The sequence below is a fragment of the Paramagnetospirillum caucaseum genome (assembly GCF_000342045.1).
GTDB classification, from domain to species: Bacteria; Pseudomonadota; Alphaproteobacteria; order Rhodospirillales; family Magnetospirillaceae; genus Phaeospirillum; species Phaeospirillum caucaseum.
Genome location: NZ_AONQ01000029.1, coordinates 1 through 15,561, shown reverse-complemented (window position 1 = coordinate 15,561; position 15,561 = coordinate 1). Strand labels below are relative to the sequence as shown.

Annotated in this window: 12 protein-coding genes; 10 read left to right on the top strand and 2 right to left on the bottom strand. The window is 67.8% G+C overall.

All coding sequences use genetic code 11. From position 1 onward, the window contains the following. Positions 1 to 112 precede the first annotated feature (112 nt). The 3 genes from H261_RS12000 to H261_RS11990 are packed head-to-tail and all read left to right on the top strand — an operon-like array spanning position 113 to position 2,992. Positions 113 to 403: a hypothetical protein gene (locus tag H261_RS12000; RefSeq protein WP_008617812.1), complete on the top strand. Its 291-nt coding sequence runs from the start codon at positions 113 to 115 to the stop codon at positions 401 to 403. Then, complete coding sequence (locus tag H261_RS11995; protein ID WP_040476336.1) at positions 404 to 1,585, top strand: MFS transporter; 1,182 nt, start codon at positions 404 to 406, stop codon at positions 1,583 to 1,585. Between the two features lie 33 nt (positions 1,586 to 1,618). After that, positions 1,619 to 2,992 carry an FAD-binding oxidoreductase gene (locus H261_RS11990; RefSeq protein ID WP_008617810.1) on the top strand — a complete coding sequence of 458 codons (1,374 nt, stop codon included), beginning with the start codon at positions 1,619 to 1,621 and terminating at the stop codon, positions 2,990 to 2,992. A gap of 7 nt (positions 2,993 to 2,999) precedes the next feature. Here H261_RS11990 and H261_RS11985 read toward each other — a convergent pair whose 3' ends face one another. After that, positions 3,000 to 3,194, bottom strand: a complete 195-nt coding sequence (locus H261_RS11985) for a hypothetical protein (RefSeq protein ID WP_008617809.1) — start codon at positions 3,192 to 3,194, stop codon at positions 3,000 to 3,002. 112 nt (positions 3,195 to 3,306) lie between these two features. Beyond that, entirely contained in the window at positions 3,307 to 4,083 is a 777-nt protein-coding gene (locus tag H261_RS11980) for a DUF2189 domain-containing protein (RefSeq protein WP_008617807.1), read from the bottom strand. 172 nt (positions 4,084 to 4,255) lie between these two features. On the opposite strand from H261_RS11980, the gene H261_RS11975 reads away from it, so the two are divergent. The 7 genes from H261_RS11975 (at position 4,256) to H261_RS11945 (ending at position 15,559) form a co-directional block, all read left to right on the top strand. Continuing rightward, the gene (locus H261_RS11975; RefSeq protein ID WP_152426837.1) at positions 4,256 to 4,765 is read left to right on the top strand and encodes a MarR family winged helix-turn-helix transcriptional regulator; all 510 of its coding nucleotides are present in this window, start codon (positions 4,256 to 4,258) and stop codon (positions 4,763 to 4,765) included. 187 nt (positions 4,766 to 4,952) lie between these two features. Continuing rightward, positions 4,953 to 6,158 (top strand): thiolase family protein, encoded by a 1,206-nt coding sequence (locus tag H261_RS11970; RefSeq protein WP_008617805.1) that lies wholly within the window; start codon positions 4,953 to 4,955, stop codon positions 6,156 to 6,158. A 53-nt stretch (positions 6,159 to 6,211) separates the two neighbouring features. Then, entirely contained in the window at positions 6,212 to 8,323 is a 2,112-nt protein-coding gene (locus H261_RS11965) for a 3-hydroxyacyl-CoA dehydrogenase NAD-binding domain-containing protein (RefSeq protein WP_008617804.1), read from the top strand. A gap of 192 nt (positions 8,324 to 8,515) precedes the next feature. Next, a complete protein-coding gene (locus H261_RS23375) occupies positions 8,516 to 11,860 on the top strand; it encodes a bifunctional diguanylate cyclase/phosphodiesterase (RefSeq protein ID WP_008617802.1) in 3,345 nt (1,114 codons plus the stop codon). Between the two features lie 158 nt (positions 11,861 to 12,018). Then, positions 12,019 to 13,287 carry a Glu/Leu/Phe/Val family dehydrogenase gene (locus H261_RS11955; protein WP_008617801.1) on the top strand — a complete coding sequence of 423 codons (1,269 nt, stop codon included), beginning with the start codon at positions 12,019 to 12,021 and terminating at the stop codon, positions 13,285 to 13,287. Between the two features lie 69 nt (positions 13,288 to 13,356). Continuing rightward, positions 13,357 to 14,952 (top strand): sensor histidine kinase, encoded by a 1,596-nt coding sequence (locus H261_RS11950; protein ID WP_008617799.1) that lies wholly within the window; start codon positions 13,357 to 13,359, stop codon positions 14,950 to 14,952. Next, a complete protein-coding gene (locus H261_RS11945; RefSeq protein ID WP_008617796.1) occupies positions 14,945 to 15,559 on the top strand; it encodes a response regulator transcription factor in 615 nt (204 codons plus the stop codon). Before H261_RS11950 ends, H261_RS11945 begins: the two co-directional genes overlap by 8 nt. Positions 15,560 to 15,561: the final 2 nt, after the last annotated feature.

Sequence of the window (15,561 nt, the reverse complement as noted above, 5' to 3'; positions counted from 1 at the left end):
GAGCGCGGACACCCTGCCCGCAGAATTTATCGGAGCGCGGGCGTCCCGCCCGCAGAATTTGTCGGAGCGCGGGCGTCCCGCCCGCAGGCCGCCCCCAAGGGCACTGGAGAACATGGTGAAGGACGAAACCCGCATTGTTGGCGACCTGCCCAACCTTCGCATGGAGATCGTCCATCGCCACGATGCCGGCGGCGCGGCCGAGCACATGATTATTCACCTCTCGGCCACGCCGTCGTTCCAGGCCGCCGAGACCCTGCTGCTGGGCGGCCTGCCGCCCGCCGCGTGGAGCAATCCCTTCGCGTTGTGGAGTACCATGGCCCAGGCGTGGCTCGCCCCCTGGACCCAGGCGTTCGGCGGCGGCAATCCCTGGCTCGGCGCCCCGTCCCGCCGCGATTCCGAGTAGATGGGTCCCGAACGCACCTCATGGCCTGCCGTCCTCGGGGCGGTGGGAGCGGGAGTGGTCGCCGCCTTCCAGGTGGGCAAGGCGCCCATCGCCCTGCCGTTCCTGCGCGACGAGATGGGCCTCGACCTGTCCCAGGCCGCCTGGGTGCTGTCGCTGTTCGCCGTCATGGGGGCGGCGGTGGGGGCCGGCATGGGGACCCTGGTCACCCGGGTCGGTTCCCGCCGCCTGCTGCCCATCGGCCTGCTGGTCATGGCCCTGGGCAGCCTGACCGGCGGCCTCGCCCCGGAATTCGCCACCCTGCTGGCCAGCCGGGTGGTCGAGGGGATCGGCTACATGCTGGTGGTGATCTCGGCCCCGGCGCTGATCACCCTGATGACCACGCCGGCCCAGCGCCAGATGGCTTTCGGCCTGTGGGGCGCCTTCATGCCGTTCGGCATGGCGGTGTCCATGACCGCCGCCCCGGCCCTGCCGCTGCTGGGCTGGCGCGGCCTGTGGCTGGGCATGGCGGCGCTGCTGCTGCTCTACGCGGCGCTGGTCCACCTGCGCATGCCCCGCCCCCAGCGGCCGCCCGGCGTGGGCGAGGTCCGCCTGCTGCGCGACGTGGGCGACACCCTCAGGGCGCGGGGACCGCTGCTGCTGGCCGCCACCTTCGTTCCTTATTCCGCCGCCTATGCCGCGCTGACCGGCTTCCTGCCCACCCTGTTGATCGAGCGCATGGGCGTGCCGCCCGGCACCGCCGGGGTGATGACCGCCCTGGTGACCGCCTGCAACATCATCGGCAACGTCGCCTCGGGGCCCGCCCTGCGCCTCGGCCTGCCCCGGCGCAAGATCATGGCCGCCGCCTTCGCGGTGATGGCGGTGGGCTGCTCCGGCATCTTCCTGCCGGGAACACCGCCCGGCCTGGCCTACGGCCTGTGCCTGATCGTCACCACCTGCGCCGGCCTGCTGCCCGGCTGCATCCTGGGGTCGGCTTCGGTCTACGCCCCCCGCCCCATCCTGGTGCCGGTCACCCTGGGGCTGTTCATGCAGGGCAGCAACTGGGGGTTGCTGCTGGGGCCGGTAGTGGTGGGCGCCGCCGTCTCGGCCTGGGGCTGGACGTCGGCCTCGGTGGTGCTGGGCGCCGCCACCCTGGGCGGCGGCGCCATGGCGCTGGCCTTGCGCCGGGCGGGCAAGGAACCGTAGTCTAGCTGGTCCGACCACAAAGGCCCCGCCTCCATGCCGATTCCCGCCGATCTCCACGCCCAGCTCGCCGCCCGGTTCGGCGAACGCTTTTCCACCGCTTGGTCCGTGTGCGAGCAGCACGGCAAGGACGAATCCCACTTCGCGGCCTGCCCGCCCGAGGCGGTGGTCTTCGCCCTGTCCACCGAGGAGGTGGCGGAAACCGTCAAGGCCTGCGCCGCCCATGGGGTTCCGGTCATCGCCTTCGGTACCGGCACCTCACTGGAAGGCCACGTCGCGGCGCTTTCGGGCGGCATCAGCATCGACGTCGCCGGCATGAACCGGGTGCTGGAGGTCAGGCCCGAGGACCTGGACGTCACCGTCCAGCCCGGCGTCACCAGGAAGCAGTTGAACGAGTACCTGCGCGACACCGGCCTGTTCTTCCCCATCGATCCCGGCGCCGACGCCTCGCTGGGCGGCATGGCGGCCACAAGGGCGTCGGGCACCAACGCGGTGCGCTACGGCACCATGCGCGAAAACGTGCTGTCGCTGCAGGTGGTGCTGCCCGACGGAAGGGTGATCCGCACCGCCACGCGAGCCCGCAAATCCTCGGCCGGCTACGACCTGACGCGGCTGTTCGTCGGTTCGGAAGGTACGCTGGGCGTCATCACCGAGCTGACGCTGCGCCTGCAGGGCATCCCCGAGGCGATCTCGGCGGCGGTGTGCCCCTTCCCGTCCATCGAGGCGGCGGTCAACACGGTGATCCTCACCATCCAGTCGGGCGTGCCGGTGGCGCGTATCGAGTTCCTGGACAAGGTGATGATCGACGCGGTCAACCGTTACGCCAAGACCGACCACAAGGTCGCTCCCACCCTGTTCTTCGAATTCCACGGCAGCCCGGCCAGCGTGCGCGAGCAGGCCGAGAAGGTCGAAGCCATCGCCGCCGAATTCGGGGCCGAGGGCTTCCAGTGGGCCACCGGCGCCGAGGAGCGCACCCGGCTGTGGGCGGCGCGCCACAACGCCTATTACGCCGGTGTCGCGCTTCGCCCCGGCTGCCGCGCCTGGACCACCGACGCCTGCGTACCCATCTCGCGTCTGGCCGAATGCCTGCTGGAGACCGAGGAGGACCTGAAGTCGACGCCGCTGACCTCGGCCATCGTCGGCCATGTGGGCGACGGTAATTTCCACGTCATGCTGCTGGTCGATCCCACCAAGCCAGAGGAAATCGCCGAGGCCGAGCGCATCAACCACCGCATCGTGCGGCGCGCCCTGGCCATGGACGGCACCTGCACCGGCGAGCACGGCATCGGCCACGGCAAGATGGCCTTCCTGGAAGAGGAATACGGCGAGGCGCTGGACGTGATGCGCGCCATCAAGCGCGCCATCGACCCGGCCGGCATCATGAATCCCGGCAAGATCGTCATTCCCTGAGCCAGCCTCAGGCGGCGGCGCCCAGGTCGGCGATGAAGGGATAGAGCTGGTCGACGATCAGTTGGACGGTGCCGCCGTCCAGGGACGGAATCATGGCGGCCAGCAGGGTCACGGCGGCGGCGCGTTGCGCGACCGCGTCCAGCCCTCCCTTGCGGGCCTCCGTCACCGCGTGGGCGATGATTTCTCTGAGCGATGGATCCATGGCCGGCCTACGAATGAAAAAGGTTGCAGCATCTCTACTGCAACCTTGCTCCGTCCATATACGTGGGTCCACCAGCGAACGGAAAGGAGTTGTGAGGGTCTGTGACGTGGAATCAACACTCCCCCATCACATCGCGATAGGCATGCCAGCTGGCGTGGCCGATTACCGGCAACGCCACCACCATGCCGACGAAGGCAGTGGCCATGCCGAAGAAGGTCAGCACAGCAATGGTCGCCGCCCAGCCGATCATGGTGCGCCAGTTGACCCTGACGGCGTGCACGCTGAACTCCATGGCCTCGATGACGCCCACGTCGCGGTCGAGCAGCATGGGCATGGCGAAGACGCTGATGGAAAAGGCGATCACCGCCAGCACTCCGCCCACCAGGGTTCCCGCCGCCAGGAAGCGGAAGGACCCCGGGCGCAGCACCACGTCCTCGAGGAAGTTGCCGAGCGGCAGCGGCATGCCCGGCGGATAGAACAGGGCGAAGACCACCAACCCGGCCAGCAGCCAGGCCATCAGCAGGATGGACAGCACCAGGCCCATGTTGCCGATCTGGTCCAGACGGGAACTGACCCCGCCGATCACCTGGCCAAGGCCGACCGGCTCGCCGGTTTCATGGCGGCGGCTGATCTCGTAGAAGAACACCGCCGCCAGCGGCCCCACCAGCATGAAGCCGGCGGCCAGGGGAAACAGCAGCGAGCCCATCTCCAGGGCGTTGAGGACCAGGAACAGCCCCATGCCGATTCCGGCGTACAGGGCGCCGAACCCCAGGCTGAGAACGGGATTGCGCCAGACGTCGCGCCAGCCGGCATTCAGCCATTCCGAGGCCTGGGCCGGCGTCACCAGCCGGGCATCGGGGTGATGGGAGTGGATGGCCATGGAAATCATTTGGTCCCCCTTCGTGAAGGAGTGTCCCGCTCCCGCGCCGCGGCGCGGGGCACTGCCATCCTCTATGTGGAAATCCCGCCGGGATTAGACAAGGGCGAAGCGCCTATTGCTGTTGTCTGGCGGCGGCAAAACCAATACACATTTGGGCTGATCATTGTCAAAAGAGGCTGATTTGGCGACCAAGCGAACCAGAAGCACCCCCGGCAGCGCAGCGGCAAAGGCCTTTCCCTCGCCGCCCTCGGCGCTTTCCGGCATGGAACTGGATATCCTGGACGACATCGTCGGCTATCGCCTGCGCCGCGCCCAGGTGGTGGTCTACCAGGATTACGTCCGCGCCGTGGGCTCGCTGGACATCCGGCCGTCGCAATTCGCCGCCATGACCATCATCGGCGCCAATCCCGGCCTGTCCCAGACCACCCTGGCCGCCACCATGGGCATCGACCGCTCGGGCGCGGTGATCCTGATCGACGCGCTGGAGGGCAAGGGGCTGGCCAGCCGCGTCCCCTCGCCCGTCGACCGCCGCACCTACGCCATCATGCTGACCGATGCCGGACAGAAGACCCTGGCGGAGCTGAAGCGGCGGGTCGCCGAACATGAGATGCGCATTACCTCCCACTTCACCGAGGAAGAGCGCGTCCTCCTGCGCGACCTGCTGTACCGCCTCTACAATCCGCCGGCCTGACCGCCGGACCCCGTATGAATCCTGAGGAGGGGTGTCGTTCGCCAATATTGTTTACCTGGTCAACTGTTGTTGTTCGCAAATATTTACCTTTACCGCATTTCCGAACGCCGCTAGAGTGGTGCCAATCCGGGTCCCACCCGTGGCACCCCGCGCCGAGGCGCGGCAAGGAAACATCTGGGAGTGCGTCATGTCCTACAATGTCGAGATCCCCTACGGCTGCTATTGGTCCACGCCGTTCGCCCGCTGGCAGGGCGCCTACGCCAACCTCCATTCCATGGAATTCGCCGCCCACGTGGCCAAGGCCGAGCTGGCCAAGCGCCAGATTCCCGCCTCGGTGTTCGATGCGGCGGTAATGGGCATCTCGGTGCCGCAGAAGCACTCGTTCTTCGGCACGCCGTGGCTGACCGCCATGCTGGGCGCCGGCCATGTGGGCGGCCCGACCCTGTCCCAGGCCTGCGCCACCGGCGTGCGCTGCCTGCAGGCGGCGAGCCAGGAAGTCAACGACGGCATCGCCGGCGTGTCCCTGGTAATGACCTGCGACCGCACCTCCAACGGCCCGCACGTGTTCTATCCCAAGCCCGCCGCCCCCGGCGGCACCGGCGATGCCGAGAACTGGGTGATGGACAATTTTGGCTACGACCCGGTGACCACCAAGTCCATGCTGGTCACCGCCGAGAACGTCGCCAGGGAATACGGCCTGAACACCGCCGAGCAGCACGATCTGGTGCTCTATCGCCAGGAGCAGTACGCCGCCGCCACCGCCAATGACAGCGCCTTCCTCAAGCGTTTCATGACCCTGCCCTTCGACGTGCCGACCCCCAATTTCAAGAAGGTCGCCACCACGCTTTCCGGCGACGAGGGCGTCAGCATCTCGACGCCGGAGGGCCTTGCCAAGCTGAAGCCGGTGATGGAGGGCGGCACCATCACCTTCGGCTGCCAGACCCACCCGGCCGACGGCAACGCCGCCATCATCGTCGCCAACCCCGACAAGGCGCGCGAGCTGTCGAAGAACAAGGCCATCCGGGTGCGCGTCCTGGGCTTCGGCCAGAAGCGGGTCGAGCCCGCCTTCATGCCCAAGGCCCCGGCCCCCGCCGCCCAGATGGCCCTGGCCCAGGCCGGCATCAGCCTGTCCCAGGTAGCCGTCATCAAGCTGCACAACCCCTTCACCGCCAACGATTTCGCCTTCGCCCGCGCGCTGGAGATCGACGTGAAGAGCTTCAACAATTTCGGTTCGTCGCTGCTGTGGGGCCATCCCCAGTCGCCCATGGGCACGCGGGGCATCATCGAGGTGATCGAGGAGCTGGCCCTCAAGGGCGGCGGCTACGGCCTGTTCAGCGGCTGCGCCGCCGGCGATTCCGCCATGGCCGTGGTGCTCCAGGTCACTGACGCCTGACCCGCTGGCGCCTGATTTCGAACCGAACCGTATTCTTCCAAGGAACCGACATCATGAGCGACGTCGTCACTCTTTCCGTTACCGATCGCATCGCCACCGTCACCATCGATTCCCCGCCGGTCAACGCCGCCGATCACCCCGTGCGGGCCGGGCTGCAGAAGGTCTTCACCGATCTGGCCGGCCGCGCCGATTATGACGCGGCAGTGGTGGTCTGTGCCGGGCGCACCTTCATGGCCGGCGCCGATATCGGCGAGTTCGACACCGGCATCAAGCCCCCCCATCACCAGGACCTGTTCAATCTGGTGGAAAGCTGCGCCAAGCCGGTGGTTGCCGCGCTCCATGGCACCGCGCTGGGCGCCGGCACCGAGCTGGCCATGGCCTGCCATTACCGCGTCGCCGACAAGGGCGCCCGCATCGGCCTGCCCGAGCTGTCGCTGGGCATCATCCCCGGCGCCGGCGGCACCCAGCGCGCGCCCCGCCTGATCGGCCTGGACGCCGCCATGGATCTGGTCCTGTCGGGCAAGCCCGTGCCCGCCGCCAAGGCCCTTGAGCTGGGCCTGGTGGACGAGGTCGCCGCCGCCGACGTCAACGCCGCGGCCTTAGCCTACGCCAAGAAGCTGGTGGCCGAGGGCAAGGGCCCGCGCCGCACCTGCGACCTGGCCGTCAAGGATGCCGCCAAGGCCGCCGAGATCATCGCCGCCCGCCAGGCCCAGGTGGCCAAGACCATGAAGAACCGCACCTCGCCGCTGAAGCTGGTGGAGGCCATGGCCGCCGCCGCCTCGCTGCCCTTCGCCGAGGGGCTGAAGCTGGAGGCCGACATCTCCCGGCAGCTGGAGCACGCCGTCGAGGCCCGGGCCATGCGCCACCTGTTCTTCGCCGACCGCGAAGTGCGCAAGATCCCCGGCATCACCAAGGACATCAAGGCGCGCCCCATCCGCAAGGTGGGCATCATCGGCGCCGGCACCATGGGCGGCGGCATCGCCATGTGCTTCGCCAATATCGGCGTGCCGGTGACCATCATCGACGTGTCGGACGAGAACCTGCAGCGCGGCCTGGGAATCATCCGCAAGAACTACGAGCGCTCGGTGTCGCGCGGCTCGCTGACCGCCGAACAGCTTGAAAGCCGCATGGGCCTGCTGTCGGTCAGCACCGACTACGCCGCGCTGAAGGACGCCGATCTCGCCATCGAGGCGGTGTTCGAGAAGATGGAGCTGAAGAAGGACATCTTCGCCAGGCTCGACGCCGTCCTGCCCGCCGGCGCCATCCTGGGCACCAACACCTCGACGCTGGACATCGACGAGATCGCCGCCACCACCAAGCGTCCGGCCGACGTCATCGGCCTGCACTTCTTCAGCCCGGCCAACGTCATGCCGCTGCTGGAGATCGTCCAGGGCGCCAAGACCAGCATGGACGTGCTGCTGACCGCGCTCGACATGGCCAAGCTGATCAAGAAGACCGGCGTGGTCTCCAAGGTCTGCTACGGCTTCATCGGCAACCGCATGATGGACCCCTACGGCCGCGAGGCCGAGCGCATGGTGCTGGAAGGCGCCACCCCCGCCGACATCGACGGCGCGCTGGAGGGCTGGGGCATGGCCATGGGCATCCTGGCCGTCTACGACATGGCCGGAATCGAGGTGGGCGACAACACCCGCATCGCCAACCCCCACATGGTTCCCGACGACCCCAGCTTCTACCGCTGCTCCGCCCTGCTGGTGGCCAACAAGTGGCTGGGCCAGAAGACCGGCCGCGGCTATTACCGCTACGACTCGCCCGACCGCAAGCGGGCCCCGTGCCCCGAGGTCATCGAGATGATGCATGCCGAGGGCAAGCGCCTGAATGTCCCGGCCCGCAAGCCCGGCAAGGACGAGATCCTGGAACGCTGCCTGTATTCCATGATCAACGAGGGCGCCAAGCTGCTGGAGGAAGGCATCGCGCTGCGCGCCTCCGACATCGACGTGGTCTACACCGCCGGCTACGGCTTCCCGCGGTATCGCGGCGGCCCGATGTTCTACGCCGATACCGTCGGCCTGAAGGTGATCTACGACAAGATCGTCGAATTCGGCAAGACCCTCGATCCGCGCTATTGGACCCCCGCCCCCCTGCTGGAAAAGCTGGCCAAATCCGGCTCGACCTTTGCCGAATGGGACGCCTCCAAGGGCAAGTAGATCATCCTCCCGGATGAACACTGGGACCCGCCGGCTCCGGCCGCGGGTCCCTTTTTTATACCTTCGATCCGGCCGATCGCCATACGACGTCCCTTTCCGCAACCTGCGGAATGGACTACCCTGAGCCAAACAAGGATCCGATGCGCATGTAAACATCGGGCAGGGAGCGACGTCGATGGAATGTAAAAGGCCTTGGGCAACACGCAAAGCCTGATCGATCATCTTTCGCTGCGGCTGGGGTCGATCATCGCCGCCGCCCTGCTGACGCTGGGGCTGGTCTGGACCGTGGTGGAATACCGCGATTTCCAGCGGCAGGCGGACATGGTCCGGGTGATTCACCATGACCGGACCCGGATATACCTCAAGCGCATCGTCGACGACGTGCTGGCCGGCATCGCGTTCGAGCGCCGCCAGACCGAGCGGCGGGTCGAGAACGCCATCCGTGAGCGTGTCGAGGAGGCCCACGCCGTCGCGGTCCACCTGCTGAAACAGGCGCCGCCCGGCCAGCCCAGCCAGGTGTCCGAGGATCTGGTCCGCGAAGCCCTGCGGCCGATCCGCTTCAACAAGGGCCGGGGCTATTTTTTTGCCTTCGACCTGAGCGGCGTCGAGCGCCTGTTCGCCGTCCGCCCCGAGTTGGAGGGCCAGAACATGCTGGCCATGACCGGGGCGCGCGGCGAGTTCGTGGTCCGCGACATGATCGATCTGGTGAAGCGGCAGGGCGAAGGCGTCTACCGCTATTACTGGACCCAGCCGGGCAAGCCGGGCAACGACCACCTGAAGATCGCCTATGTCAAGCTGATCGCCCCGCTGGGCTGGGTGGTCGGCACCGGCGAATACGTCGAGGATATGGAGGCCGACATCAAGGCCGAGGTCCTGGCCCGCATGGACCAGATGCGCTTCGACGGCGACGGCTACATCTTCGCCGGCCAGTGGGACGGAATGGGCCTGGCCGGCACGCTCAAGGGCGTCAACCCGCTTGCCGGCGACGACCCCGAGTCCCGGGACGTGGTCGGCCGCCTGATCGAAACGGCGAAGAACGGCGGCGGCTTCCTGTCCTATGTCATGCCCGCCGTCGAGAACCGGCGCCCCGCCCCGAAGACCAGCTACGTGGCGGGCATCGCCGACTGGCAATGGTACCTTGGGGCCGGCCTCTACGACGACAACGCCGAAGCGGAAATCGCCGCCCAGCGCGCCGCCATGACCGAGGGCATGATCCTCAAGCTGGGCATCGCCGGATTGCTGGCCGGGCTGCTGGCCGCCGCCGGCTTTCTCACCATGCGGGCCACCTCGCGGCGGGCGGCCAAGGATGCCCGGGCCCTCGACCTGGCCCTGGCCGAAGCGGCCGAGCACCCCACCTCCATCGATGTGGACACCCTGCGCTTCAGCGAGCACCGGCGGGTCGCCCTCTCGGCCAACCGGATGATCGCCCAGCGCGGAGCCGCCGAGGAGACGCTGCGCCAGCGCGAGGCGGAACTGCGGCTGATCCACGACACCTCCAGCGTCGCCATTTTCCTGACCGACCAGGACGGCCGGATTCTCGATGCCAACACCCGCATGGCCGAGATGTTCCGATGCCCGCACGACAGCCTGATGGGCAGCAGCTATTTCTCGCATATCCACCCCGACGAGCGGCAGGACGGCCAGCGGACCATCGGGAAACTGCTGAGCGGACTGGTCCCCTCGGTGGATATCGAGCGCCATTACCGCCGCGACGACGGCAGCGATTTCTGGGGCCGCCTCACCTGCCGGCAGATGCGGACCAAGGACGGGACCAGCCGGGGGCTGGTCGGCGTCATCGCCGACATCACCGAGCAGCGCAAGGCCCAGACCGCCCTGCAGGAAAGCGAGCAGCGCTTCCGCGACTTCGCCTTCGCCAGTGCCGACTGGATCTGGGAAGTGGACAAGATCGGCACCTTCACCTTCGTCGCCGGCAACGTCGAGGCCGTGCTGGGCTATACCCCGGAAGAGATGATCGGCCGCACCGCCTACGATTTCATGCCGGCGGACGAAGCGGCCATCGTCCATGCCCAGTTGAAGGAGATCGTCGCCCGCCGCGAGGCCTTCTCCGACCTGAAGAATACCAACATCCACCGGGACGGCAGCCTGCGGCACATCCTGACCAGCGGCATTCCGCTATTCGACGCGGCGGGGGAACTGATCGGCTATCGCGGCGTCGACCGCGACGCCACCGACCTGCACGCCAAGGACCAGAAGATCCTCCGCATGGCCTTCCACGACATGCTGACCGGGCTGCCCAACCGGGCCCTGCTGGAGGACCGCGTCGCCCAGGCCCTGCTGGGCATGACCCGCTCCGGCGACGGCTTCGCCCTGCTGTTCCTCGACCTCGACCATTTCAAGACGGTCAACGACAGCCTGGGCCACGACGTGGGCGACCAGTTGCTGGTGACCATGAAGGACCGCATCCTGTCGGCCATCCGCAAGACAGACACGCTGGCCCGCCTGGGCGGCGACGAGTTCGTCATCATGCTGACCGACAGCCCCGGCACCTCGGAAATCCGCGCCATCGCCGACAAGGTCATCGCCGAAGTCTCGCGCCCGGTGACCCTGCACGGCCACGAGTTCCGCCTGGGGGCCAGCATCGGCATCGCCGTCGCCCCCGAGGACGGCACCGCCTTCCACACCCTGCTCAAGAGTTCCGACACGGCCATGTACCACGCCAAGGCCGCCGGCCGGTCCAGCGTCTGCTTCTTCGACAAGAGCATGAACGCCCGGGTGATCCGGCGCCTGGACATGGAAGCCAAGCTGCGCCGCGCCATCGACAATGACGAGTTCGAGATTCACTACCAGCCGAAGATCGCCCTGCCCGACCGCACCCTGTGCGGCGCCGAGGCGCTGGTGCGCTGGCGGCACGACGGCGTCCTGGTGCCGCCGGCCGAGTTCATCCCCATCGCCGAGGAAACCGGCCTGATCGTCCCGCTCGGCCTGATCGTCCTGACCTCGGTCCTGCGGCATATCAGGGCATGGCGCGACGAAGGACTGAGAACGCCGCGCATCGCCGTCAACCTGTCGGCCCGCCAGCTTTTCCGCCCCGATCTGGCCGCCACCATCTTCCGCCTGATCGCCGAATACGACCTCAGCCCGCAGAACATCGAGCTGGAGCTGACCGAGACCCAGATGATGGCCGACCCCGAACGGGCGGAGGCCGCCCTCAGCCAGCTCCATGACGCCGGATTCAGCATCACGGTCGATGATTTCGGCACCGGCTATTCCAGCCTGGGATACCTGAAGCGCCTGCCGATCCAGTGCGTCAAGATCGACAAGTCGTTCATCCAGGATATCGGCGCCGACAGCCGCGACGAGGCCCTGGTCGACGCCATCCTGGCCATCGGCCGCTCCATGAAGCTCGACGTGGTCGCCGAAGGGGTGGAAACCGAGGAGCAGTTGCAGTTCCTCAGCAAGCGCGGCTGCCCGCAGATTCAAGGATATCTGTTCTCCCGCCCCATGCCGGAAGAGCAGTTCCGCCACTGGGAGCTCGATTCCCCGGAAAATTCAGCAGACGGACAGAAGTCAAGCTGAATAATTCAGCAGAATCACGGTCTTCTGCATGTCTCCCCGAACACCGTACATTTACGGCCATCTTTTCGGTGGAACGACAGTGTCCAACGCCCTGGACAAATACCCTTGGGCGGGCGGGACAGGACGGTCACCGGAGCCAAATCACTGGAGACAACCGAATGACCGACATGGCAATGCTTTCCCACGCCCTCACCCGGCTCGACGAGGCGGCCCGCCACATCGAAGTGGACCCCGAGGTGCTTGAGAAGCTCCGTCATCCCAAGGAGACGCTGACCACCCGCCTGACCATCCGCATGGATGACGGGTCGCGGCGGTCGTTCACCGCGTGGCGCTGCCGTTACGACGACACCCGCGGCCCGACCAAGGGCGGCATCCGCTTCCATCCGGCGTCGACGGTGGGCGAGGTCTCGACCCTGGCCTTCTGGATGACCTTCAAGTGCGCGGTGATGAACCTGCCCTATGGCGGCGGCAAGGGCGCGGTCCAGGTGGACCCGCGCGGCCTGTCCCGCGCCGAGCTGGAGCGCCTGTCGCGCGCCTATGTCCAGGCCTTCGCCAGCATGATCGGCCCCGACCGCGACATTCCCGCCCCCGACGTCTACACCAATTCCATGATCATGGGCTGGATGGCCGACGAATACAGCTCCATGGTCCGCCAGCCCAGCCCCGCCGTCATCACCGGCAAGCCGATCCCCCTGGGCGGGTCGCTGGGCCGCGACGACGCCACCGCACGCGGCGGCTTCTATCTGGTCAAGCACCTGGAAGGCGAACTGGGCCTCGACAAGTCGGCCAAGCGCGTCGTGGTGCTGGGCTACGGCAATGCCGGCGTCCATATCGCCCGCCTGCTGCACGCCGACGGCTACAAGATCATCGGCATCTCGGATTCACGCGGCGCCATCGTCTCGGCCGACGGCCTCGACCCCGACGCGGTGCTCGACGCCAAGGACGCGGCCGGCTCGGTCTCGGCCTATGCCAAGAACGGCAAGGCCCGGGTGGTGGCCCCCGACGAGTTGCTGGCGGTGGAATGCGACCTGCTGGTTCCGGCGGCGCTGGAAGACCAGATCCACATCGACAACGCCGACAGCATCCGCACCAGGGTGATCCTGGAACTGGCCAACGGCCCGGTCACCAAGGAGGCCGATTCGCTGCTCGAGGCCAAGGGCATCGTGGTGCTTCCCGACATCCTGGCCAATGCCGGCGGCGTGACCGTGTCCTATTTCGAGTGGGTGCAGAACCGCCAGGGCTATTACTGGTCGTTGGAGGAGGTTCACCAGCGCCTCAAGGCCATCATGGAGGCCGAGGGGCGCCACGTCTGGAACATCCACCTGGAAAAGAGGGCGTGCATGCGCACCGCCGCCTATGTCCACGCTCTTCAGCGCCTGTCCGACGCCATTGCGGCGCACGGCACCCAGGCCTACTTTACCAACTGAGCACAACATTATGGGGCGGCCCGCCACGGGCCGGGCCGCCCCGCCACACCGGAACGGGGGAGACGAGACGTGCGGCGGTTCGCGGTCGGGGGAAGGCTGTTCCCGCTCGTCTTTCTCGCCGTCTATCTGGCGGTGGACTGGGTCACCTTCATCCATGATCCGCCGGCCATCAACATCACCCCCTGGAACCCGCCGGCCGGCCTTTATCTGGCCCTACTGCTGGCCGGGCGGCGCGGCGCGGCGGCGCTGACCTTCGCGGCGCTGATGCTGGGCGATCTGGTGGTCCGCGGCACCCCGGCGCCGGTGCCGGTGCTCGCCGCCAGCAACCTGCTGATCGTCCTCAGCTACGGCACCGGAATCTGGCTGCTTTCCCGCCGCCCGCAGTTCAGCTCCGGCCTGGGACGCCTGTACGACGTGGTTTGGCTGGTGATCATGGTTCCCGCCGCCGCCGTGCCCGCCGCCCTGGGCTTCACCCTGCCCTACATGGCGGCCGGAGCGCTGCCCTGGGCCGGTCTGCCGGCCATCGTGGCGCAATACTGGGTGGGCGACGTCATCGCCATCCTGACCGTGACGCCGTTCCTGCTGCTGCGCTTTCACCGCACACCGGACAACGGCCCCCGGCGCTCGCCGGTCGAGACGGCCCTGCACGGTCTGGCGGTCGCCGCCGCCCTGGCGGTGACCTTCAACCCGCTGGTGCCCGATCCGTCCAAGATTCTCTATATCCTGTTCCTGCCCATCATCTGGGTGGCCATGCGGCGGGGACTGGCCGGCACCACCGCCGCCGTGCCGGCCATCCAGGTGGGCGTCATCATCGGGCTGTCGGTCGTCCCCGGCCACTGGCAGGACCTCACCTACTACCAGACGGTGATGGTGGCCCTGGCCGGGACCGGATTGCTGGTCGGCGCGGTGGTCAGCGAGCGCTGGCGGCTGGAAATCAGCCTGGGCCAGCGCCGGGCGGAGCTGTCGCGGGTGGGACGCCTCAGCCTGATCGGCGAGATGGCGTCGAGCCTGGCGCACGAGTTGAACCAGCCGCTGTTCACCACCATCGGCTATACCCGGTCCTGCCGCCAGTTGCTGGTGCGCGGCGGCGACCGCGACGCCATCCTCGACCTGATGGACCGGGCCGCCGCCGAGGCGGAGCGCGCCGCCGGGGTGCTGCGCTCCATCCGCGGCTTCCTGCGCCAGGACGGGCAACCCGGCGAGGTGGAGCTGAAGGCGGCACTGGACGGCATCCTGGGCTTTGTCCGGCCCGACATCCGCCGCCTGGGCATCACCCTGGCGGCGGACCTGCCCGCCGGCCTGCCGCCGCTGTGGATCGACGCGGTGCAGCTCGACCAGGTGCTGCTCAACCTGCTGCGCAACAGCATCGACGCCCTGGCCAGCCGGGAAAGCCGCGACGGCCCGGGCCGCATCGCCGTCACCGCCGCCCAGTCCGGGCGGATGGTCGAGATATCGGTGTCCGATACCGGTCCCGGCGTTCCCGACGACAAGGTCGGGCCGCTGTTCGACCTGTTCTTCACCACCAAATCCTCCGGGATGGGGCTGGGCCTGCCCATCTGCCGCTCCATCGTCGAGGCGCACGGCGGGCGGCTGTGGCTGGCCGGGAACGGCCCGGAGGGCGCCTGCTTTTCCTTCACACTTCCCATGGCCGGTCATCATGCCTGAACCAACCGTTTTCATCGTCGACGACGACGATGCCGTGCGTCATTGCATTTCGGTGATGTGCGACCTTGCCGGGCTGCCTTGCGAAGGCTTCCCCGACGGCGAGGCCTTCATGCGGGCCTACCGTCCCACCCGCCCCGGCTGCCTGGTGGTCGACCAGCGCATGCCGGGCATGAGCGGCCTGGAACTGCTTCAATGGATGTCGGTCCAGGTCCAGCCGCTGCCGGTCATCGTCATCACCGGCCACGGGGACGTCCCCGTGGCGGTCAACGCCTTTCGCGGCGGGGCGCTGGACTTCCTGGAAAAGCCGTTCGCCGACGACTATTTCCTCGAACGGGTGCGCGAGGCCTTCGCCCGCGACGCCGAGGCGCGCCAGCGGGCCGGCGAGCAGGCCAACGTCTTTACCCGCTACCGCCGCCTGAGCCGGCGCGAGCGGTCGGTGATGGATCTCATGGTGCGGGGGCTGGCCAACAAGCTGATCGCGGCGGAACTGGGCATCGGCATCCGCACGGTGGAAAGCCACCGCGCCAAGGTGCTGAAGAAGATGGGAACCGCCAGCCTGTCGGAACTGACCCGCCTGCATCTGCGCCTGCAGGGCAAGGACGCCTGATC